22 protein-coding genes and 1 tRNA gene are annotated in these 23,788 nt (G+C 37.4%); 19 read left to right on the forward strand and 4 right to left on the reverse strand.

What is annotated here, in order from left to right; translation table 11 throughout:
• Nucleotides 1-138 precede the first annotated feature (138 nt).
• The 7 genes from FC27_RS00720 (at nt 139) to FC27_RS00750 (ending at nt 7,091) form a co-directional block, all read left to right on the forward strand.
• Nucleotides 139-1,218 (forward strand): hypothetical protein, encoded by a 1,080-nt coding sequence (locus FC27_RS00720; protein WP_010623607.1) that lies wholly within the window; start codon nt 139-141, stop codon nt 1,216-1,218.
• A 116-nt stretch (nt 1,219-1,334) separates the two neighbouring features.
• Nucleotides 1,335-2,666, forward strand: a complete 1,332-nt coding sequence (locus FC27_RS00725; RefSeq protein WP_010623606.1) for a dihydrolipoyl dehydrogenase family protein — start codon at nt 1,335-1,337, stop codon at nt 2,664-2,666.
• Between the two features lie 173 nt (nt 2,667-2,839).
• The gene (locus FC27_RS00730; protein ID WP_010623605.1) at nt 2,840-3,502 is read left to right on the forward strand and encodes a class A sortase; all 663 of its coding nucleotides are present in this window, start codon (nt 2,840-2,842) and stop codon (nt 3,500-3,502) included.
• Between the two features lie 62 nt (nt 3,503-3,564).
• A complete protein-coding gene (recJ, locus tag FC27_RS00735) occupies nt 3,565-5,874 on the forward strand; it encodes a single-stranded-DNA-specific exonuclease RecJ (RefSeq protein ID WP_010623604.1) in 2,310 nt (769 codons plus the stop codon).
• 19 nt (nt 5,875-5,893) lie between these two features.
• Nucleotides 5,894-6,412 carry an adenine phosphoribosyltransferase gene (locus tag FC27_RS00740; RefSeq protein WP_010623603.1) on the forward strand — a complete coding sequence of 173 codons (519 nt, stop codon included), beginning with the start codon at nt 5,894-5,896 and terminating at the stop codon, nt 6,410-6,412.
• A gap of 32 nt (nt 6,413-6,444) precedes the next feature.
• Nucleotides 6,445-6,532 (forward strand) — tRNA-Ser (locus FC27_RS00745).
• Between the two features lie 169 nt (nt 6,533-6,701).
• Nucleotides 6,702-7,091: a hypothetical protein gene (locus FC27_RS00750; RefSeq protein WP_010623602.1), complete on the forward strand. Its 390-nt coding sequence runs from the start codon at nt 6,702-6,704 to the stop codon at nt 7,089-7,091.
• A 72-nt stretch (nt 7,092-7,163) separates the two neighbouring features.
• Here the strand turns inward: FC27_RS00750 and FC27_RS00755 are convergent, their stop codons facing one another.
• Complete coding sequence (locus FC27_RS00755) at nt 7,164-7,934, reverse strand: hypothetical protein (protein WP_010623601.1); 771 nt, start codon at nt 7,932-7,934, stop codon at nt 7,164-7,166.
• A 177-nt stretch (nt 7,935-8,111) separates the two neighbouring features.
• Between FC27_RS00755 and FC27_RS00760 the strand changes: the two genes are divergently transcribed.
• Nucleotides 8,112-8,432 (forward strand): hypothetical protein, encoded by a 321-nt coding sequence (locus FC27_RS00760; RefSeq protein ID WP_010623600.1) that lies wholly within the window; start codon nt 8,112-8,114, stop codon nt 8,430-8,432.
• A 95-nt stretch (nt 8,433-8,527) separates the two neighbouring features.
• Here the strand turns inward: FC27_RS00760 and FC27_RS00765 are convergent, their stop codons facing one another.
• A complete protein-coding gene (locus FC27_RS00765; protein ID WP_010623599.1) occupies nt 8,528-8,899 on the reverse strand; it encodes a hypothetical protein in 372 nt (123 codons plus the stop codon).
• 127 nt (nt 8,900-9,026) lie between these two features.
• On the opposite strand from FC27_RS00765, the gene FC27_RS00770 reads away from it, so the two are divergent.
• Nucleotides 9,027-9,974 (forward strand): zinc-binding dehydrogenase, encoded by a 948-nt coding sequence (locus FC27_RS00770; RefSeq protein ID WP_010623598.1) that lies wholly within the window; start codon nt 9,027-9,029, stop codon nt 9,972-9,974.
• A 106-nt stretch (nt 9,975-10,080) separates the two neighbouring features.
• The gene (locus FC27_RS00775) at nt 10,081-10,716 is read left to right on the forward strand and encodes a TM2 domain-containing protein (RefSeq protein WP_010623597.1); all 636 of its coding nucleotides are present in this window, start codon (nt 10,081-10,083) and stop codon (nt 10,714-10,716) included.
• 66 nt (nt 10,717-10,782) lie between these two features.
• On the opposite strand, the gene FC27_RS00780 is transcribed toward FC27_RS00775, so the two are convergent.
• Entirely contained in the window at nt 10,783-11,154 is a 372-nt protein-coding gene (locus FC27_RS00780) for a hypothetical protein (RefSeq protein ID WP_010623596.1), read from the reverse strand.
• Between the two features lie 157 nt (nt 11,155-11,311).
• Between FC27_RS00780 and FC27_RS00785 the strand changes: the two genes are divergently transcribed.
• From FC27_RS00785 to FC27_RS00815, 7 genes are all read left to right on the forward strand, one after another.
• Nucleotides 11,312-12,094: a hypothetical protein gene (locus FC27_RS00785; protein WP_010623595.1), complete on the forward strand. Its 783-nt coding sequence runs from the start codon at nt 11,312-11,314 to the stop codon at nt 12,092-12,094.
• Nucleotides 12,095-12,179: 85 nt separating this feature from the next.
• Entirely contained in the window at nt 12,180-13,148 is a 969-nt protein-coding gene (locus FC27_RS00790) for a LacI family DNA-binding transcriptional regulator (RefSeq protein ID WP_010623594.1), read from the forward strand.
• Nucleotides 13,149-13,362: 214 nt separating this feature from the next.
• Nucleotides 13,363-14,718, forward strand: a complete 1,356-nt coding sequence (locus FC27_RS00795; RefSeq protein ID WP_010623593.1) for an SLC45 family MFS transporter — start codon at nt 13,363-13,365, stop codon at nt 14,716-14,718.
• Nucleotides 14,719-14,731: 13 nt separating this feature from the next.
• Nucleotides 14,732-16,987: a glycoside hydrolase family 65 protein gene (locus tag FC27_RS00800; RefSeq protein WP_010623592.1), complete on the forward strand. Its 2,256-nt coding sequence runs from the start codon at nt 14,732-14,734 to the stop codon at nt 16,985-16,987.
• 60 nt (nt 16,988-17,047) lie between these two features.
• A complete protein-coding gene (gene pgmB / locus FC27_RS00805; protein ID WP_010623591.1) occupies nt 17,048-17,737 on the forward strand; it encodes a beta-phosphoglucomutase in 690 nt (229 codons plus the stop codon).
• Entirely contained in the window at nt 17,730-18,734 is a 1,005-nt protein-coding gene (locus FC27_RS00810; protein ID WP_010623590.1) for an aldose epimerase family protein, read from the forward strand. Before pgmB ends, FC27_RS00810 begins: the two co-directional genes overlap by 8 nt.
• A gap of 120 nt (nt 18,735-18,854) precedes the next feature.
• Nucleotides 18,855-19,487: a pentapeptide repeat-containing protein gene (locus tag FC27_RS00815; protein WP_010623589.1), complete on the forward strand. Its 633-nt coding sequence runs from the start codon at nt 18,855-18,857 to the stop codon at nt 19,485-19,487.
• Between the two features lie 77 nt (nt 19,488-19,564).
• On the opposite strand, the gene FC27_RS00820 is transcribed toward FC27_RS00815, so the two are convergent.
• Nucleotides 19,565-19,960, reverse strand: coding sequence for an iron-sulfur cluster biosynthesis family protein (locus FC27_RS00820; RefSeq protein WP_010623588.1), 396 nt, complete (start codon nt 19,958-19,960; stop codon nt 19,565-19,567).
• Between the two features lie 160 nt (nt 19,961-20,120).
• Here FC27_RS00820 and FC27_RS00825 point away from each other — a divergent pair, with 160 nt between their 5' ends.
• Nucleotides 20,121-22,049: an elongation factor G gene (locus FC27_RS00825; RefSeq protein ID WP_010623587.1), complete on the forward strand. Its 1,929-nt coding sequence runs from the start codon at nt 20,121-20,123 to the stop codon at nt 22,047-22,049.
• A 76-nt stretch (nt 22,050-22,125) separates the two neighbouring features.
• Entirely contained in the window at nt 22,126-23,754 is a 1,629-nt protein-coding gene (locus tag FC27_RS00830; RefSeq protein WP_010623586.1) for an ABC-F family ATP-binding cassette domain-containing protein, read from the forward strand.
• The last annotated feature ends 34 nt before the right edge of the window (nt 23,755-23,788 follow it).

The following is a 23,788-nucleotide window of genomic DNA, read 5'->3' on the forward strand; positions in this document are numbered from 1 at the left end:
CGAGTTTAAAGATTACTAAAAAATTGAATAATAAGATGAAAATATATTCATAAAATCGTTTACATTATTTATATATGGGCTTATAATTTAGTTGTTCAGAGAAATGAATGAAATGAAGATTTCTTGGGGGAATAGAATATGAAGAAACGTAATTTATTGTATGCGTCTGCTCTGGCAATTCCATTTGCACTTTTGACAGCCGGAAATGCACAAGCCGCAGATACTACCAACACAACTAGTCAGGCACCGGTTGAGAATGTCCAAGCAACATCTCAAACTACTGACGAACAAAATAATGATGATGTTGTGGCAACATCCCCTGACACAAATTCACCATTGACTGTTCAAAATGATCCAACTGCTGATTCACAGACAACTGACTCGCAGTCCAACACACAGGCAACAACTGAAAAGAGTGAACCAACAGCAGACCCTATCATTTATACCGATGGGGATGATTCACAACAAGCTGATACAAATACTGATCAAGATGCTACAGCAAATGATTCGACAACTGCCACAACAAATTCAGAACCAACTGTTTCATCCAATGAACAGACAAATACCAATACTAATACTGGTAATTACACTGCTGGAACAGCTTATTGGATCGCCAATCCAGACTATTACATCTGGGATACACCTTATGATGCTAATTCAACAGCTGTCGCAAAGGCTGCTGATTACACTCACACAGTCTTCACTGGTTTGAATCAAACAACTAACGCTGAAGGTAATGTTTATGAAAATATTACTAACAACGATAATGTAACTGGTTGGATCTATTTACCAGCTTTGACAACTGTTGATCCTAATGCTCCGGTTACTGACACCGATACATCAACTACAGACACAACTGCTACAACTAATGACAAGACTTTCTTGCAAAAAGTTACTGATCAAGCAACTCAAGTAAGTGACGCTACAACCGCAGTTAAAAATGCTGTTGATAATACTCAGAAGTTAGTTCAAGAACCTGGTGATGTTATTACTAATGCGATCACTCATCCATTGGATAATGTTACAAAAATCAGCAACAGTTTAAATGATGCTGCAACTGCCATCAATAAACCAATTCAAAATGTTAAGGATGCCGTTTCAAAAGTTACAACACCTATCAAAAATGCCGTTAAAGGTATTGGTAGTGCTATTAGTGATGCAACTGGTGGTTTAAGTGGAATCTTGCAAAAGATTATTTCAGCTGCTTCAGGTTCATAATTAAGCAATTATAGCTTCGAAGGCAATATGCCTTCGGGCTTTTTTTTATGTCAAAATTTCAACTTGGGTTACAATTGTTAGTAGGTTATGAGTTTTTTGTAGAGGAGGAATGTGTGATGAAAAATTATGATATGATCGTGATTGGTGGCGGTCCTGCAGGATTAGCAGCTGCATATAAGGCCAAGAGTGCCGGGAAGTCAGTCGCTGTCTTTGAAAATGATCTTTGGGGTGGAACTTGTCCTAATCGTGGGTGTGATCCCAAAAAAGTATTGTTGAGTGCTGTTGAAGCTCGCGATAGGACGCAACAGTTACAAGGTAAAGGTTTTTCTGAAGTTCCTTATGTAAATTGGTCCGAATTGGAACAGTTTAAAGAAACCTTCACTGATCCCGTTTCTGAAGGGAGTAAAAAGGGCTTGGATTCAGCTAAGATCGATACTTATCATGGTGAAGCAAAATTCATCTCTGAACATGAATTGATTTTTGATGGTGAAACGATCCAAGCAGCTAAATTTGTTTTAGCAACTGGACAACATCCATCCATCTTGAAAATCAGTGGTGCAAATAATCTTCTAACAAGTAATGAATTTTTATCATTGAAAAAAATGCCTAAGTCAATAACTTTTATTGGTGCGGGATATATTGCCTTTGAATTAGCCAATATTGCTAATGCTACTGGTGCTGAAGTTCATGTGGTCCATCATAACGATCATCCATTAAAGGCATTTGATGGTGATTTTGTTAATGATATGGTCGAACAAATGAAGCAACGTGGGATTCAGTTCCACTTTAATGTTGATACTGAAAAAGTAACTAGAAAAGGTTCAGACTATCAAATCACCGGTTCAGATGATTTTTCATTAACCACCGGATTAGTCATTTGTGCTACTGGAAGGATTCCAAGTGTTGAAGGACTCGATTTAGATGCTGCTGATGTAAAAGTTACTAAGCATGGCGTTCAAGTCAACCAATTCTTACAAACAACTAATCCAGATATTTATGCAGTTGGGGATGTCGTCGATAAAAAACAACCAAAATTAACTCCTGTAGCTGGCTTTGAAGCGAATTACGCTATGGGTCACTTGTTGGGTAATGTAAGCGATCCAATCAGTTATCCAGCTATTCCAACTTTAGTTTATGGTTCCCCTAAGTTGGCTAAAGTTGGGGTCTCCATTCCTGAGGCTGAAGCTGCCCCTGATAAATATACGATCAGCGATCAGGATCTGACTGGTTGGTTTACCTATCATCGGATCAATGAGCCGACTGCCAAAGCAAAAATCATCTTTGACAAGAATCATCAAATCGTCGGTGCCACTGTCCTGACAGAACAAGCAGATGAATTGATAAATTTATTTACTCTGGCCATTGATAAGAAAATCGACCATGAACAAGTTGGACAATTGATTTTGGGTTATCCAACTGTGGCCAGTGATTTAGAATATTTGATTTAAATGAATAATTTATAAGAAAGCGTAAATTCAGCATATGAATTTGCGTTTTTGTTATACTGAATATTGATAAATGAAAAATCCTCTGAAATCAAACTTAATATTTAACTTTTAAAAATTAATGTTTTATTATTACAGAGAATTTAGAATATTGATTAGAAAATGTGAAGGACGCTATGAAAAAATTTTTTTCGATCACTGGAATTGTTTTATTGTTCGTAGTGGCTCTGGGACTGATCTTTAATGAACCGTTAAAGGAATTTGCCGTGAGCCACATGTCTGACAGGTTTTTAACTTCGTTAACTGCAGACAAGGTTAAAAAGAATGAAAAGAAAAAAGCTAATTATGATTTCAAAAAAGTTAAACCCATCAGTGCCAGTCAAGTAGCAAAGGCTTCCGTCAATAACAGTGCGGTAGCTATCGGTAAGATGTCAGTCCCATCGGTTGATTTATATTTACCGATTGTTAAGGGTCTCAGTAATGATGCCTTATCAACTGGTGGTGGTACTATGAAGGCCAATGAAAAAATGGGTAAAGGTAACTACGCATTGGCTGGACACTATATGACTAATAAAGGTGTACTGTTTTCACCATTGGAGAACGTCCAACTTGGCGACAAGGCCTATATTACCAATATGAGACATGTTTATACTTATAAGGTCTACTTTAAGAAGGTGGTTCCTCCAACAGCCGTTTATCTGATCGATGATTCACCAGGTAAGAAATTACTAACGCTGATCACCTGTGCAGATGGTGGTACTAACCGTTGGGCCATCCAAGGTTCACTGGTCAAGACCCAAAAAGCTACTCATAAATCTCTAGCAGTATTTACAAAATAAGCTTACGAGCTTATTTTTTTGCTCCGAAAATTGTTATAATAGTTTGGTTAGTAGGTGATGTATTGGTATCAATAAAATGGACAAAACGTGCAAGTCCTAGCGCAACAGAGATTTCTACCTTTGCACAAGATAATAAAGTATCAAATGTTCTTGCAGAATTATTGCTTGAACGAGGTTTTACCAATCAAAATGACGTGGCAGATTTTTTACATCCTGACGTCGCTGGCTTACAAGATCCGTTCGCACTCCATGATATGGACAAAGCCCTCGAAACATTGGATGATGTTATTCAACATGAAGGTAAAATTGTTATTTATGGTGATTATGATGCCGATGGAGTCACTAGTGCATCGATCATGCGTTTAACTTTGAAAAAATTAGGAGCAGATCCTAAAGTATTCATTCCTAACCGTTTTAAGGACGGTTATGGACCAAATATGGATGAGTACAAGAAACTAGTCGCAGATAAAATAGACTTGCTGATAACCGTCGATAATGGTGTCAGTGGTAAAGAACAAGTTAAGTATTTAAAAGATAATGATGTTAAAGTAATAATCACTGATCATCATGATTTGCCAGATGAACTACCAGAGGCTGATGCAGTGGTTCATCCAAGAATTCCTGGTGCGGAATATCCATGTCCCTATCTGTCTGGCGCAGGAGTAGCTTTCAAATTTGCTGATGCCTTGCTAGGTGACGATGCTTTACAATTTGCTGATTTAGCAGCGATCGGAACAGTTGCTGATTCTGTTGCTTTGAAAGGTGAAAATCGTGTCATTGTTTCTGAAGGTCTGAAACGTATGCATGAGAATAATCACATTGGCTTGACCGCTTTAGCCAAGAAATGCAAATTGGAATTGAACAAGGTTTCTTCAATCGATATCGGTTTCAAATTAGCACCACGTCTGAATGCTATTGGTCGTCTGGATGATGCAACTTCAGCGATGGAGTTATTAACAACCAGTGACCAAACTCTCGCTGACGACATCGTTTCAGAAACGGAAGAAATCAATAACAAGCGTCGTTCACTTGTTGCAGAAGCATTTGATCAAGCACAGGAACAAATTGAACAACAAAAAGATAATGGGGTTTTAGTATTAACTTCAAACGACTGGCATCAAGGTATTTTGGGAATAGTTGCTAGTAGAGTCGTTGACCAAGAGCATAAACCTGCCATGGTCTTACAATATGATAAAGATCAAGGAATCTACAAAGGCTCTGGAAGAAGTCCTGAAGGCTTTAATCTGTTTGAAGCATTAAATGCTCATCATGAATTATTTGCTGCCTTTGGTGGCCATGCTCAAGCTTGTGGATTTTCAATTGAGGAACCTCAACTTAATCAACTGATCACTGAGGTTCAAGCTGAGCCCGCTAAGCAGGCTTTTGATCCTCATTCACCAGTTGAAAAGAAATTTGATCTTTCATTGGACATTAAGCAGTTGAATTTTGAATTGATAGATGAGATTGGCAAATTAGCACCGTTTGGGGTGGGGAACGAGCAACCTGTGATCCAGTTCAAAAACGTTCACCTTAATCAAAAGCAATCTGTCGGCAAAGATAACAGTCACCTCAAGGCAATGATTGCTGACGCGACCAACCAAGTTTCCTCGATAGGATTTGGCTTATATCAAAAAGCAATCGATTGTTCAGATGAATTACTGAATGTTTATGGTCAAGCTGACGTCAACGTTTGGGCCGGTCGCAAGAACCTGCAAGTCATGATCTTCGATTTTGAAGTTGCACCGGCTGGCAAGGTGATTGATTCGTTGGAAAAAATATATTTTGATTATCGTCAAAAGAACTTGTCAAAACAATTGATGAATAAATTTGATAAAATCGTTTGTTTTAATCCAGCGTATTATGAGATGTTAAAGCGTCATGATTTGTCAGCTGAAGTTATCATGGCTGACGAAAATTGCGATGGTAAAAATATTTTGATTTACGATCGACCACATAAATTGGAATTATTTGAACAATTTTTGAATCAACAAAATCCAGCACACGTGGCAATTTATTTTCACACAACCTTGACGAGTCGCTATTTGACGCCTGATTTAAAACACATGAAGACGTTATTAAAGTATCTTTATTCTCATGAAAATATTCGCCCAGAGGATATGACCAAGGTTGCTCAATACTTGCAAATTGATAAAAATAACATTGATTTCTATTTAAAAGTGTTTTTTGAGTTAAATTTTGTTAAAATGGTAAATGGTTTTGTTAAAAGAGCCGAAGTATCAAAACAACGCGAATTAATCGAATCTCCAACCTATATGAAACGATTACAACGCAATGATGTTGAAAAAATACTAATTGAGTCTGATTTTGATAATTTGTTGAGCTGGATCAGCGAGCATAAACGTCAAGTTTAGATTGAATGGAGAATGTAAGATGGATATTGATTTTAAGAAATATGTTGCCGATGTTCCGGATTTTCCAGAACCTGGTGTACTATTTCGAGACATTTCACCACTGATGTTGGATGGTAAAGCGTATGGTGCTGCCACTGACGAAATTGTTGATTACGCAAAGAGTCGTGGGGCAGAAATGATTGCTGGACCAGAAGCACGTGGATTCATCGTGGGATGTCCTGTAGCTTACAAATTAGGAGTTGGTTTCGCACCAGCCCGTAAGAAAGGTAAGTTACCTAGAGAAACTGTTTCTGTCAGCTATGAATTAGAATATGGTCAAGCTTCATTATGGATGCAAAAAGATGCCGTTAAACCTGGCCAAAAGGTTCTAGTTGTAGACGATTTGATGGCAACTGGTGGTACATTAGCTGCTACGATCAAACTAGTTGAAAAATTAGGCGGTATCGTCGTAGGGACTGCTTTTCTAATCGAACTGAAAGATTTACATGGTCGTGATAAAATAAAAGGTTACGACATGTTTACATTGATGCAGTATTAAGATTAAAATGGGATAGTAATATCCTTTATTATGGAGAGTTGGCAGAGTGGTAATGCACCGGACTCGAAATCCGGCGAACCGGTTAATACCGGCGCGCAGGTTCAAATCCTGTACTCTCCTTAAATAGCGTTATTTAGAGTTCCCTTTTGGGAACTCTTTTTTATCGTAAAAAAATAAAATGAAACCGTTTAAATTCATTCAAATATGAAATGAGAATGTTCAATAAATCCTTTTATATCAACTTATAACATGATATATTTTAACTGCAAAAAGAGAGGAGATGTTTTCTATGTTCAAGAGTTTAATAGTTTCAAGTTTGACATTACTTTTATCAGTTGGTTCACTCGCTATTGTTAGCAATGTAAAGGCTTCGGAAGCTAATGATATAGAGACAACTGCCTCAACAGAGAAAGTTGATCCATGGACTAATACTGATATTCAGGCTGTGGTAAAAGTTTCCAATGAGAAGGGTGCTCATCTGTACACATCAGATGGGAAAGTGATCCATAATCGTCGGTTAGCACCATGGACTAGTTGGTATACAGATATTGCTCGGGTAGCTAGCAATAAAGACAATATCAGTAATCCGGTACATAAAGGTACCTACTATCGAGTATCCACGAATGAATATGTTCGGGGGATAGATTTAGTTACACCCACATATAATCAATTGAGATAAAAAATATTCAATTGTAAAGTAAAAGCTGACTGATCACATTGTGTTCAGTCAGCTTTTGCTTTTTTTTAAGTTCTATTTCAATTCAAGGTTGATGTCATAGTCGTGTGAATAATCTTCGTCGTCCTCGTCGTCGGTCTCGTAACTGGCATCGAACTGTAAGCGAATTTTTGTCAAATCAGAAATGCTGGTTAATTTATCTATCGGGAAGAATAGATCTCCTTGCTTGTGGACACCTTTACCGATATCGCCATCCAAATCATTTTTGAAGCCTTTGATAAAGAAAAATGCGCCATCGCTTTGTTGTCCATCATTAGTGATCAGAGTTCCTTGTTCAGGATAAGTACTGATGTCACGATAAGCAGAAATATCCATATTGATGATTACCATTCCCTGGGCTTTAGCCTTGGAAGTATCGTCATATTCATATGGTTCAATTTTGAAAACTTTAACAGAGTTGATTTTCATTGATGCATTTTGCCATGAAGAATCAGTAAGTGTTACTGGAAATTCTTTATAATCAATCACACCAACTTTTTTATCATCGATATTTAATGAATTGCCATTAAAAGAGGATTTTGGTTTTTCTGTGATTTCACTGGTTTTTTTAGCGGAATCTTCAATTTTGATTTTTTTATTTTTAGGTGCCTCTGACGAATTATCAGAGTTCTTTACTGAATTGTTGACATCTTTTGGTACATTCATAGAGGTCTTATTCTCTGTTGTTGTTTGAGCATTATTAAAGGGAGTTATCAATCCCTTAAGCATACCTAATGTAGCTACTAGTAATATAAATGAGGCTACCCAAAATAGCCAAACTTTGTAAAATGGTTTCTGTGATTTCATGCTTGATCCTTTAGATTTATTTTTTTGTTTAACTTAAAGCAAACTATAAGTATGATTGAAAATAAGTCTAAAAGCAACCCAATATGAAATTTACAATGCAAAAACGTTTACAGCAGAAAAAGATGTTTAAAGTTAACTTTAAATACAGTATAATTTTACCTCTTAGGGGGTGAGATAATGAACGTTAATTTGCAACATAAACTGACTAAAGAAGTCAGACAGGCCAAGGTTGGTTATTCATGGACAACATTATTTTTTTGCTTTTTCCCAGCCTTGTTTAGGGGAGATTGGAAGTGGGCTCTGATCATTGGTTTGAGTGCCATGTTTACTAATGCACTAACTATGGCTTTTACAGTTGTTGGACTTGGATTTTTGGTAACACTAGTATTTTCGTTTATTTATAACAAAATCTATATAAATGATTTGTTGAAAAACGATTTTAGGCCAACTGATCAAAATTCGATGAATATTTTGAAAAATGAAGGATTTGAGTTTTAATATTCTGTCGAGTCTGTGACTCGGCTTTTTTATTGCAAAAAAAGAGTAAACCTACATTAAATGTGGTTTACTCGATTGATTTTTGTTGTTTCAAATCAGACTGCTAATATATAACTCCAAGGGCCGATGACTATTTCGATCCCAAAACAAGCAGATGCAGTTATCCAAAGGGCCATTCCATAATTTTTATATGGGGCACATTTCCTATAAACTAACAATCCTAGGACAAAGGCAGCAATCTCCAGTAGACCGATTGTCGTGACTATCGCCAGACCAACACACACCCAACCAATTATCAGCATATTTTTTGCTGTGGCTTCATCATATGGTTGGTGGTTGAAAAATTGATTTGCTTGATTGTTCAAACTGTTGGGTGTATTTACTTGTCGTGCGCCACAATAAGGACAAAATTGAATATTTCCACCGATATTTTTTCCGCACTTATAACAGTATCTCGTTTCTTGCATAATTTCCCCCTAAACATTCACTATTAATTATATCAAATTGCAAATGCTAGTTTTTTATGAAAATGCTTTCCATGAAGTATGTTACAGTTGGTGAAGGAATGAGAATAAAATAATTCGGAGGGTAATTATGAAAGCTGTTGTCGTACATGAAGCTGGGGGTCCGGAAAAATTACAAATTGAAGAGCGTCCAATTCCCCAAGCCACTAAGAATGCATCTGTTATGAAAATACACGCTTTTGGTGTCCATCGTTATGAAGTCTTAACTAGACAGGGGGGATCTCCTTCAGTCAAATTTCCTCGAGTAATTGGGATCGAAGCTGTTGGGGAGCTGTATGAACCTTCATCAAACAGCAAGCTGACCAAAGGCCAGAAGATATTCACGATTGCTGGCGGCTTTGGGCGTGCCTTTGACGGAAGTTATCAAGAGTATGCTTTGGTCCCAGATGAACAAGTCTACACAGTTGATTTTGACGGTCCTTGGGATAAATTAGCCAATTATCCAGAAACTTTCTATACGGCTTTTGGGGCGTTAAAGACGGTCAAAGCGCAAGCTGGTGAATCATTACTGGTTCGTGGAGGGACAACCGGTGTCGGTATGGCTGCTATCGTCTTAGCTAAAGCTATGGGGATGAAAGTAACCGCCACCTCTCGAAGAACAGAAAGATTACAATTATTGTTGAACTTAGGTGCAGATCATGCCATTTTGGATACCAATGGAAAAATTGAAACTAAGAATAACTTTGATAAAGTTGTCGATATGATAGGCGCAGTTTCCATTCAAGACACTCTATCACATCTAAAACGTGGGGGATTTTACACCTTAGTTGGAATGCTATCCGGACAGTGGCTCTGGAATGATTTTGATCCTTATGAAAATATTGGGGAAAAATATATTTCTGCTTTCGATGGTGATGTGCGTCAAAATTGGTTAGATGAGATGTTTACTATGATCAACCAAAATCATCTGGAGATACCGATCTCAAAAGTATTCAAGTTTGATGATATCCAACAAGCTCAGGAATACGTCATGAAACGTGATCGCCCGATTGGCCAAGTGATTGTCACAATTGACTGATTTTTAAAAAATGATAAAGATTTTCAGAAATATTAAAAAAATAATATTTTGAACACCTAACTTCATGTATACTTGTAAAGTCAATATATATGGGGGGAAGAGTATTATGGATCAAAATGCTTATTTAAGGAATCAACTGACTGATCAAGAATTGATCTTGGTCAATTCAGAAATTCAAAGAAACGGGAAGAACCCAGTTATTGCTTATCTTCTTTGGTTTTTCTTTGGATATATGGGTGGACATCGTTATTACATGGGGAAAATTGGTTCTGCCGTAGCCATGACTTTAATTTTTTGGATTGGAGTTTGGTTCTTGGGCCTTGGTGCAATTATTTGTGGAATTTGGGAACTTGTTGATGTCTTTCTAATCCACGTTTGGATCAGAGATGACAATGCGATTGCTGAAAATCAAGCAATCAATCAAATCTTGATGAGAAAACAGAATCAAGCTGGAGCAAATCCTGCTTATAACCAAACACAATATCAACCACAAATGGCTCAATCACAAGCTAATGCTCAAAATTATCAGACATCTGATAATAATGATTACCAAGCAAATCAACAAAATTATCAAGCCAATGCTAATAATGATTACCAAGCAAATGCAGATGTACAATCACAAACAACTAATCAAGATAATGTCAATGCTGATTACCAAGCAGATACAACTGTTCAACCGGAAACAAGTGTTGAAGCAGATGTTGTTACTGATAATGAAAAAGATGGTTATGTAAATAACTAATCGATAGTAAAAGACACCGATTTTATCGGTGTTTTTTTTTGAAAACAATTTTCATTAATGAAAATTTCAAATCCTTAGATTTTTCAATTCATGTATTTTCATTTTGACCTGATGTTTTTTGGATTCTGAAAGCTGTTTATCAGAATCAATAATGTCAACGATATTATTGCCAATTTCAATGGCCTTCAGTGCATTATCGTTGGTCCCCAAGGCACCATAGAATGAAACAAACAAGGTCAGTTCTCGATACTCATTCGTATTGGGGATATCCGACGAGTCCAGAAGTTCGCGGGTGGTTGCTATAATGACTTGTTTAACACGCCGTGCCTTTGCACGAGTGTTTTTCCGAGTCTGATAATAAGGCAAAAAGAGTGCAACAGAAACTGCTAAAATTTCAGCACCACCTTCGACCCATTCTGCCAAAGATCCAACTTCCATAGCAATACCTCCTTAGCTAACTATTCATATGAATCATAGCATCTATTGAGAAAGCTAGTTATCAATATGAACTAAAATAATTATCAGTTTCAAAATAATTTTAAATATCTCAATAGTAGTGAGAAAATGAACTCAGATTGAGAAGTGGGATGGTTTTTTGGCAATTCAAAGAAGTAAATTAGCTAATAAATTAGGGCAACGACTGTTATTTAGCGCAACAGTCGGTGAATTTACTCACAAACGGATCAAAGCCGGTGGTAAGAAACCTGTCTATTTGTTGAAGGATTTAAGTATCGTCAATAAAGCTGGTCAAATAATTGAAAGTGACTTAGCAGATCATGTTTGGGTCGAAGCTAATGAAGATTTTTTCAAACTTGAGCACGAATTGATGCCAGAAGACGTTATCATGTTTATGGCTACAGTTGGAACTTATGGCATCAAGCGGAGCGATGTGATCGCTCAACGTGATGAAATTGGTCAAGCTGCACAAAAGCAAAAACAGCAGACTTTTCAAAATTATCGTGAAGACTATCTTGATTGGAAGGACGAATGGCAAAACGTTCTTCAAGCAAATCAACGTGCCAAAAAAGATTTTCATAAAGGCCTTATTGATCGTAGACAGCTTCAAACAATTGAAAGTAAAAATATCAATACTTATCGTAATGATGAGCCTAATGGCGTTCGAACCAAACAGCAGGAAACTGACATAATCAAACAAGCAAAACGCCAACAACACAAACATAAGTTGATCGATTATCAGTTGCTTGAAATCAGTCAAATTAAATTTGTGAAAGAAAAACGACTTCATCAGGGATGGCAACGTTTAAAGGTATCGACTAAGGATTTCAAGAATCAGAAATTCCTAAATTATTTAGCCGCACGTAGTTTTGCATATCGTGATCAAGTCCCATATGACGTATTTGCTCGAAAAAAGTCATAAAATAATCATTTTATTTATCAAGTGCTTAACTAAATTATGATTATAAAGTAGAATGATATTAATATGATAACAGGGGGGCAGTAAAATGGTAACGATTAGGGATATCGCTAAACAGGCGGGAGTATCTGCTTCCACTGCCTCACGAGCATTGAATAAAAACCCGCACATCAGCCAAGCTACGATCAAGAAAGTCCAACAAATTGCTGATAAATTAGGCTATTTACCTGATTACAATGCCAAAAATTTAACCACAGGCGAGGCCAGTGCCATTGGTGTTGTATTTCCTGTTGGCGGGAATGGCATGCCAGGAAATCCCTTTTATGTCAATGTTTTGACTGGCATAAATAAAGAGTTGGTCAAGCGCGGATATGCACTTTCCGTGGCCATCACTAAATCGATCGAGGAACTAGAGAAAAACGTTAAGTCGATGGTCTATCAAAGTAAGATCAAGAAGTTTATTTTGCTGTACTCTCAGGCCAATGATCCAATCGCTAAATTTTTACGACAAGAAAACCTTCGCTTTGTGGTAATTGGACAACCAATTGAGTCCGGTGACTATTTTGTTGATAACAACAACGTTGAGGTCGGCCGTGTGGCGACTGAATTTCTGGCCGAAAAAGCTCATGTTACTCACTTTGGCTTTGTTCATTCGGAAAATAATTGGATCTATGAACAACAGCGTTTTGCTGGATTCAAAAAAGCGATTGATGGATTGGGATTACAATATATTGAAATGACTTTGAAGACTGGATCTGATCAGGATTTAGTTAAAGATATTAAATCTGTCCCTCAACTGGATGGAGTAGTAGCAACTGATGATTTAAATGCTATTGCTTTTTATGATGTTTATACCCAACAAAAGAATAAAACGGACATCACGGTTATGGGATTCAATAATTCCGTCCCTAGTATCATGTTTGATCATAATTTTCATACCGTTGATCTTTATCCTGAAGAAATGGGGAGCAAGGCCGCTTTATTGATCTTTAGCGACCGTGAGAATGCGGAAATAGATCAGCAAAGGCAATTACAAGTCGGGTATCAAATAATTTAATAGAGCTTGTTAAAAATCACACAAGAAGTGTGATTTTTTTATTTTTTTTAATTTTCAATAAAAACCCCGAAGGAGTAACATTTTAGCCAATTTTTTCTTAGATGATTTGCATTGTTTGCAGATAAAATTCAATGCAAACGGTTGCATAAAAATGAAAGCGGTTTTATAATGAATCCATAAATTAATTAATGGATGTTTTCGAGGGGGTAAAATCATGTCAGAAAAAAAAGCTGATCCAGCAAATGAAGTTGGATTGCCGAAATTATCATCGAATACGATTTGGATGCTGAGTTTAGGTTTCTTAGGTGTGCAAATGGCATTTACGTTACAAAGTTCTCAGATGAGTCGAATCTTCCAAACTATTGGTGCTGACCCTAACAATTTGGGCTGGTTCTTCATCTTGCCACCGTTGGCAGGTTTGATCGTTCAACCGATCGTTGGTTATTACTCAGATAGGACTTGGGCTCCAAAACTTGGTGGTAGACGACTACCATACTTGATTCTCGGTACTGTCGTTGCTGCAATCGTTATGTTTCTTTTACCAAATTCTGGATCACTTGGATTTGGCTATGGTTCCTTCGCAGCTTTATTGTTCGGTGCCATCACAGTGGCATTCCTAGATTTATCATCTAACGTTGCTATGCAACCATTCAAGATGATGGTCGGTGATATGGTCAATGATGACCAAAAGAGTTATGCCTATGGTATTCAAAGTTTCTTATCTAATACCGGTGCTGTTATTGCAGCTATCTTCCCATTTGTTTTGACAGCTTTTGGTCTAGCTAATACTGCCAAAAAAGGTGTTGTCCCACAATCAGTTATCTGGTCGTTCTATCTGGGAGCTATCATTCTGGTTATTTCAACTGTTATTACTATTATGAGAGTTAAAGAATACGATCCAAAAACTTATGCAATGTATCACGGAATTTCTGAAGACGCCAACAAAACTGGTGGTAACTGGTTAACACTTTTGAAAAAAGCACCAAAGGTTTTCTGGACCGTTACTTTAGTTCAATTCTTCTGCTGGATGGCTTTCCAATATCTTTGGACATATTCAGCTGGCGCTATTTCAGTGAACGTTTGGAATACTGCTGATGCCAGTTCTGCTGGTTATCAAGCTGCAGGTAACTGGTACGGTGTTTTAGCGGCTGTTCAATCGATTGCCGCAGTTGTTTGGTCATATGTTTTAGCTAAAGTTCCTAATAATCATCACAAGTTAGGATACTCAGCAAGTTTGATTTTAGGCGCAATCGGATTCTTGTCAGTCTTCTTCATTCATGACCAATACTTGTTGATCATTTCCTTCGTCTTAGTCGGAATGGCTTGGGCATCAATGAACACATATCCACTAACATTGATCACAAATGCTTTATCTGGTGAACATATGGGTACTTATTTAGGACTATTCAACGGATCGATTTGTTTACCACAGATCGTTGCATCATTAGCAAGTTTTGCACTATTTCCATTATTCGGAAATTCACAACCAAACATGTTCTTATTAGGTGGCATTATCATGGTCATCGGTGCTGTTTCGGTTGGATTTATCAAAGAGACTTATAAAGCCTAAGGAGAGATTATAAATGAAACGTATATTTGAAGTCGCACCATGGCATGTAACCACTCATGAATTCAAACCTGAAGATAAAAGACTCCAGGAATCAATGACCAGTCTCGGAAACGGGTATATGGGCATGAGAGGATTCTTTGATGAAGATTATTCAGGCGATAGTTTACCGGGAATCTATCTCGGTGGTGTCTGGTTCCCAGACAAGACACGTGTCGGTTGGTGGAAAAACGGATATCCAAAATACTTTGGAAAAGTCGTCAACGCCGTAAATTTCGTAAAAATGAATTTTGAGATCAACGGGAACAAATTAGATTTGGCCAAGGATACTTTCAGCGATTTTTGCCTGGACCTAAACATGAAAGATGCGGTTTTGACTAGATCTTTTGTGGTCGAAAAAGATGGTACTAAGGTAAAATTCAATTTTGAAAGATTCGTCAGTGTTGCTCAAAAGGAATTATCAGTTCAAAAGGTAAGTTTTCAAAACTTGTCTAAAGACCCAGTTAAAATCACTGTTGTCTCAGGAATAGATGCTGACGTTAGGAACGAAGATGCAAATTACGATGAACGTTTCTGGGATGTTAAGCAGATCAATAACGATTCAGTCATCGCCCAAACCAAACCAAATGATTTTGGTACGCCTCAATTTACATCCGGCATGCAAAGCAATTATGTAACTAGCATGGAAGAGACTAATCAAAATGTCAGTGATCTAGCTACAGAAACTACTTTTGAGACGGATCTTAAGACTAATGAAACAGGCATCATCGAAAAAAGAGTGATTGTAGTCACATCACGTGATTATAACGATCCAACATCATTAGTTGCCGGTATGAATGGTTTGACTAAGAAGGTCTCTGAAAAATCATACGATGAATTGTTGACTGCCCATAAAAATATTTGGGCAGAACGCTGGCAACAATCTGATGTTAAAATAGAAGGAGATACCGAGGCTCAACAAGGCATGCGCTTTAACCTATTCGGTTTATTCTCGACTTATTATGGTGACGACTCAAGATTGAATATTGGACCAAAAGGCTTCACCGGTGAAAAATATGGTGGTGCTACTTATTGGGATACAGAAGCCTTTGCAGTTCCTGTATATTTAGGTATCACTAAACCTGAAGTAACTAGAAATTTATTGATGTATCGCTACAATCAATTGGATGGTGCCTATGTCAATGCTAAGGAGCAGGGACTAAAAGGTGCATTGTTCCCAATGGTCACTTTCAACGGGATTGAATGCCACAACGAGTGGGAGATCACTTTTGAAGAGATCCATCGTAATGGTGATATTGCTTTTGCCATTTATAATTACACTCGTTATACAGGTGACAAATCTTATGTCTTGAATGAAGGGTCAAAAGTATTTACAGAGATTTCCAGATTCTGGGCTGATCGTGTCCACTTCAGTCAACGTAATGATCAATATATGATCCATGGTGTAACTGGACCGGATGAATATGAAAACAATGTTGATAATAATTGGAATACCAATTATTTAGCACGTTGGACTTTGGAATATACATTGAAAGTCTTAAAAGAAGTTTCACCTGAACAAGCTGAAAAGTTAAATGTTTCAGAAGATGAAAAGGCTCATTGGCAAGATATCATCGATCGGATGTACTTACCATATGACAAAGACTTGGATATCTTTGTTCAACATGATGGTTTCCTTGATAAAGATCTCAAACCAGTTTCTGCCATTCCTAAGGATCAATTACCACTCAATCAACATTGGTCATGGGATAAGATCTTAAGATCCCCTTATATCAAGCAAGGTGATGTCTTACAAGTTATGTACGATTTCATAGATAAGTTCACCCCAGAACAAAAGAAACATAACTTCGACTTCTATGATCAATTTACAGTGCATGAATCCAGTCTTTCAGCTGCAATCTATTCAGTTATGGCCGCTGACTTACATTATGAAGATAAAGCGGTTGCATTATATGAGAGAACAGCTAGACTAGACTTAGATAACTATAATAATGACACTGTAGATGGTTTACATATTACTTCCATGACTGGAGGTTGGATCGCAATGGTCCAAGGATTCGCTGGAATGCGTGTCCACGATGGGGTTCTGAGTTATCGTCCGTTCTTGCCTAAGAAATGGGATAGTTATTCCTTTAGACAAGTTTTCAGAAACCGGATCGTTGAAGTTACAGTTGACGACAAGGGTAATCACTTTAAATTGATCAGTGGCGAACCTTTGGAGATTCAAGTAAACGGTAAACCAGTTACTTTAGATTCATTACAAACTAGTTAATGTTTAAATGTCTGAGTTATGGAAATGATTCAGACATTTTTTTGAAAGGGAGTATGAGGAATGGTTCAATTTAGTAATATCAAGGGATTTGTTTTCGACTTGGACGGTGTTATCGCTGATACATCGATCTATCACTCCAAGGCATGGCACCAGCTTGCAGATGAATTGGGCGTCAAATGGAGCGACCAATTGGCTGATGATTTGAAAGGTGTCAGTCGGATGGACTCTTTAGAATTGATTCTAAAAACTGGCGGTAAGCAAAACGACTATACTCAGGAGCAAAAGGAAGCTTATGCTGCTAAAAAGAATACTAATTATCTAGATCTGTTAAAGGGGATGGATGCAACGGCTATTTTGCCTGGTATCTCAGACTTCTTGAAAGATCTTGCTAAGCATAATTATAAATTGTCGCTTGCTTCAGCTTCAAAGAACTCACCGTTTGTTTTGAAACAATTGGGATTAGCTGATTACTTTGAAAAGAAGGTCGATCCAGCTACTTTGAAACATGGCAAACCTGACCCAGAAATTTTTGCTCATGGTGCTGAAGTCTTAGATTTGAAACCAGAAGAATGTATCGGTATCGAGGATGCTAAGGTCGGTGTTGAATCGATCAACGGTGCTCATGAAACATCTATCGGTATTGGTGATCCTAAAATATTACATGAAGCTGACATCAATTTTGAAGATACTTCCAAATTGACTTTGGACAATATTGAGAAAGCTATGGAAGTAGGTCAAGTAAATGATTAGTGAACAAAATTTTGGAAAAGTTAATGGCGAAGATGTCAAACTTTATACGATTGAAAATGACAATAAAACTAAGTTGTCAGTGATCAGTTACGCTGCTGCTTGGCAAAACTTTGAAGTTGTTGAGGATGGTGTGACTCACTCTTTGATTGCTCATTACGATAAAGTAGAAGATTATGTTGATACTCCTTACCAAGTTGGTAAAACAGTTGGTCGGGTTGCCGGTCGGATCGGTAATGCCAAATTCACTATCAATGGCAAACAATTCAAGCTGCCTGCCAATGAGGGCGATAATTTGCTCCATGGTGGCGACAAGGGTATTCAAACTCATAATTTCGACAGTGAGATGGATGAGAAGAACAACAGTGTGATCTTTAAGACCACTATGAAGAGTAGTGAAGACAATTTTCCTGGTGATTTAGAGTTAACTATTACTTATACACTGACAAAAAGTAATCAAGTCTTGATCAATTATCAAGCTGTCAGCACAGAAGATACTTTGTTCAATCCAACTTGTCATGTATACTTTAACGTCCTGAATGACACGACCGATGTTTCTGAACAAAAATTGCAGATCAATGCTGATGAGTCATTGGCCGTTTATGGTGATAAGGTCCCAACAGGCCGGAAATTACCAGTCACATCTGGTTATGACTTCCGTGAACCTAAGACAATCGGCCAAGGATTGAAAGATTTAAAGGCTGAAAATGACAAGATCGAATTTGATGACTGTTACGTTACTGGGGATTCGAAGTCGGATTCCGCTATTCTTAGTGGTGATGGACGTGCGATGATCTTAAGTTCAGACCGGAATGGCTTAGTTATTTTTACAGCTAATCCTAACGATGCTGACAAGGCAGATAAACATGAGTACAGTTGTTTAGCCACTGAAATGCAAACTTTGCCTGATGCTATTAACCACAAAGATTTTGGTGATATTGTCCTACCAAAAGGTAAAACAGTTAGTTATACTAACAAATATCAATACGTTAAAAATTAAATTTTTAAAAATCTCAAGTATGTCGATCATTCGACACTTGAGATTTTTTTGTTAGTAGTTTCACAATCTTTTGTGTAATCGCTTTATTAGGTGCTATGATAATCATAAGAAGGTGAAATTATGATTGAACAAACAACTGATCAAGATTTTCGTCAGGCTGATTTAAAAAATCAAGATTTGAGCGAAAGAAGATTTGAAAAAGTTGATTTTTCAGGCGCTGATTTAACGGGGACAGATTTCACAAATAGCCTTTTCAAGGATTGTAGTTTTGTTGGGGCAAATTTACAAAATGTAAATTTTATGAGCTGTGATCTACGCGGTTGTGACCTTACTAAAGCTAATATTTCTGGAGCCAATATGAACCATTCAATGTTAGAAAATGCTAATTTGACGGATATCATTTCTGACAAGAATACTAAATTCTTTAGGATGTACTGTCCAGAAAAGGGTGCTTTTCTTGGATATAAGAAATGCTTCAATTCTCTGATCGTAAAATTGTTGATCCCAGCTGATGCTAGAAGAACTTCAGCGACTGAGACTTCTTGCCGTTGTGATAAAGCTAAGGTCATGGAGATTCAAGACATGTATACTGGAGAACATTACGATGAAGCTATCTCTTACGTTGATGAGAACTTTATCTATCGTAAGGGACATTATGTTCATGCTGAAAATTTCAACCCTAACCGTTGGGTCGACTCGACTGGTGGGATTCATTTTTGGTTAGATGAAAAAGAAGCCGAGGGTTATATGTAAAATATGCTGGTAAAAAAATAAGGCAGATATTTTAAGGAAATTATATTCCTTGAGATATCTGTCTTTTTGTAGATTATTTAGCAACTGACATTTCCGATTGTGCTGATGTGTTGCTTATTTAATGGTTTGCCATCACGATTATCGACCACTGCTACATTGCTATCGATGATGCCACCATTGTCGGCTAAGATCAGTCTTCCATGTGTGAAGTCTAGATTCAATCCTTTTCCATATAAATATTCCTCAAATGGTAGGATGTTGATTTGATAATTAACATTATTTTCTAATTTTTCATTGAATTCAGGATCAGGTTGTTTGAGAATGACGAGTTGGAATTTATCAGCCAATTCGCAAGTGGCGCCGATTCCTGAATAGTTGTTGGATCCATCATCAGTCGTTAAAATCACTTGGCTTTGAGCGGGGATCTGTTTTGCAAGGTATTCCTTGGCGTTTTCCTTAATATTGATCTTCATATTTATCCCTCCATCATTTTTATTACGATTTTAATGTAATCCTTTACGTGTGGTGGTTCAAAAGATTTGCTTGTGGTGCTCGAGTTAATCAGACAATATATTTCTAAATAAACTGGTATGATGATAGTTATGATATCCGCAGTGTGGGAGGAATAAACGAATGAAAAAAATTGTTTCAGGGATCGTGGCTCATGTCGATGCAGGAAAAACCACTTTATCAGAAGCATTACTATACAATTCCGGTTCATTACGAAAATTGGGACGAGTCGACAAAGGTGATGCTTTTTTAGACACTGATGATTTAGAGAAAAAACGTGGTATCACTATTTTTTCTCATCAAGCTAGTTTGGAATTTCAAGACTTGCAATTGACCATGCTCTATACTCCTGGACACATGGATTTTGCTGCTCAAACAGAACAGGTTTTGACTGTACTCGACTATGCTATTTTAGTGATTTCTGCGACTGACGGTATCCAAGGCCAAACGCGAACTCTTTGGGATCTTTTGCAAACATATAGTGTGCCAACTTTCATCTTTGTCAATAAAATGGATGCTGATGGAGTTGACAAGACCCAAGTTTTAAATCAATTGCGGGCTGAACTTTCTGAAGGGTGTTTGGATTTTACTGATCTCAACTCAGACACCAAGGAAACGATGGCTATGTTAGATGATCAGGTGTTTGATGACTATTTGAAGACTGAGAATCTGTCTGATGACACTGTCAAATGGATGATCAGTCAGCGAAAGGTTTTCCCCTGTTATTTTGGTTCAGCTTTAAAGTTATCAGGGATCGATGAATTTCTGGCCGGATTGAAAACATGGACTGATCAAGTAAAAAGTGAACCTGAGTTAGGCCTGAAAGTTTTTAAAATCTCGCATGATAGTAAGGGTGAACGTTTGACGTGGATCCGCATGACTGGGGGCAGTCTGAAAGCAAAAGATGTGTTGTACCACAATCAAAAAATCAACCAAATCAGGGTTTATGATGGTGCCAAATTTACTTTAGAGTCCCAAGTAGAAACTGGGGATGTTTGTGCACTAACGGGTTTGACCGATACTTATCCAGGTCTTGGCATTGGCAAAGAGAAAAATCAATCTGCTCCTAAAATCAGACCAGTTTTAAACTATGCCGTTGACCCTCAAGGAAATGATATTCATCAATGTTTGACTGCTTTTAAGATTTTAGAAGATGAAGACCCACAATTACATGTGATTTGGTCCGAACATTTAAATGAAATCAGAGTTCAGATCATGGGCAAAGTTCAGTTAGAAACCTTGCAACAGATCATGTTAGAGCGTTTTAAGTTAACGATTGGATTTGATAAGGGGAAGATCTTGTACCAAGAAACGATCACTGATTCAGTTGAGGGTGTTGGACATTTTGAACCCTTGAGACACTATGCTGAGGTTCACTTACTGCTGGAGCCACAACCTGCTGGTACAGGATTAGTTTATGATTCACAGTGCAGCTTAGATATTCTATCGAGTAATTGGCAACATCAAGTGATGACTAATTTACAATCAAAAGAACAATTAGGAGTTTTGATCGGAGCACCGATAACGGACATGAAGATCACTTTGATCAACGGAAAAGGTAGCAATGTTCATTCAGTTGGTGGCGATTTTAAAGAAGCTACCTGGAGAGCTATTCGACAAGGACTAATGATGCTTAAAGCTAAGGACCAGTGTCAGCTTTTAGAACCTTTTTACGCATTTAGATTAACTGTCAATCAGGATCAAGTTGGTCGAGCAATGAATGATATTCAGAAAATGAAGGGTACTTTTCAAGACCCCATTTCTTCACAAAATTCTGAGTTCGTGATTTTGTCAGGTTCCGCGCCAGTCGCTCAAATGCAAGATTATGCTCAGGAAGTCCGTGCCTATACTCATGGGATGGGTAATTTAGAATGTATTATTGAGGGTTATCGTCCATGTCACAATCAAGCAGAAGTGATTTCTGAAAACAATTATCACCCAGTTGCTGATTTAGAAAATACTCCAGATTCAGTCTTTTGTGCCCATGGTGCTGGTTATCCAGTTGCCTGGGATAAAGTGCCAGAAATGGCTCATGTGTCATATCTTAAGTAGTTAACTAGTTACATAACACGAAATAGCTGTTATAATGCAAGCTAACGATATTTTTTTAGAAACGAGGATGGATTATTTGATTACAGTTAGTGATGTAAGTTTGCACTTTGCTGACCGCAAATTATTTGATGATGTCAACATCAAATTTTCACCAGGAAATTGTTATGGTTTGATTGGCGCCAACGGTGCTGGTAAATCGACCTTCTTAAAGGTGTTATCCGGACAGATCAAACCTTCAACTGGTTCAGTAAAATTAGGACCAAACGAACGTTTAGCAACACTTAAACAGAACCATTTTGATTATGATGAATATACCGTAATGGAAACAGTATTAATGGGTCACAGTGACTTGTATGAAATTATGCAAGAAAAAGATGCCATTTACATGAAACCAGACTTTAATGAAGAAGATGGTCTGAAAGCAGCTGAGCTTGAAGCCAAATTTGGTGAAATGGGTGGCTATGAAGCTGAAGGGGAGGCCTCACAAATGCTGCAAGGCTTAAATATCCCTGAAAAGTTACATCAAGAGAAAATGTCCACGTTGACCGCAGGTCAAAAGATCAAAGTTTTATTAGCTCAAGCATTATTTGGCAAGCCTGATGTATTGCTATTAGATGAGCCAACTAATGGATTAGATGTCGATTCGATCGATTGGCTGGAAGAGTTCCTGATAAATTTTGAAAATACAGTCATCGTCGTATCCCATGACCGTTATTTCTTAAACAAGGTCTGTACTTATATGGCTGACCTTGATTACGGTAAGATCCAACTTTATGCTGGAAATTATGATTTTTGGCAACAATCATCAGAGCTAGCTCAACAAATGAAGCAAGATCAGAATGCTAAAAAAGAAGAAAAAATCAAAGAATTACAAGATTTTATTGCCCGTTTCTCTGCCAACGCGTCGAAGTCAAAACAAGCAACTTCTCGTAAGAAAATGTTGGACAAGATCACCTTAGATGATATCCAACCAAGCTCCAGACGCTATCCATTCATTAAATTTGTTCCAAACCGAGAAATTGGTAACGACTTGTTACAAGTTTCTGACTTAACGATTTCAATCGATGGTAAAACTGTTTTGAAAAATGCTAACTTTACGTTAGGAAAAGACGACAAAGTGGCGTTCTTGGCTAAAAATGACATGGTCACGACTGCTTTATTTAAAGTCTTGACAGGTGAACTGACACCTGATTCTGGTAGTATAACTTGGGGTGTAACAACTAGTCGGGCATACTTACCAAAAGACTTTAATGCTATGTTTGACGAGGAAACACCAATTATCGATTGGTTACGTCAATTTGCCGAAAAAGGTGAAGATGATGATACTTTCTTACGTGGTTTCTTAGGGAGAATGTTATTCTCTGGTGATGACGTTACAAAAATGGTCAACGTCTTATCTGGAGGAGAAAAAGTTCGGGTCATGTTATCGAAGATGATGCTTTTGAAAGCCAATGTCTTACTGCTTGATGACCCAACTAATCATCTGGACCTTGAATCGATCACTGCTTTAAATGATAGTTTGATCGACTACAAGGGTTCGATTTTATTTGCATCACATGATCATCAGTTCATTCAAACGATTGCAAATCGTTTGATCTACTTAACTGAAAATGGTGTTGTTGATCGTGCCGATACATCTTATGATGAATTCCGCGGCAATCCGCAAGTTGAAAAACAAATCAATGAATTAGACACGAGTGATTAATAAAAGAGCCATGAATTTAAAAATTCATGGCTCT

It is taken from the genome of Companilactobacillus versmoldensis DSM 14857 = KCTC 3814, assembly GCF_001434295.1.
GTDB classification, from domain to species: Bacteria; Bacillota; Bacilli; order Lactobacillales; family Lactobacillaceae; genus Companilactobacillus; species Companilactobacillus versmoldensis.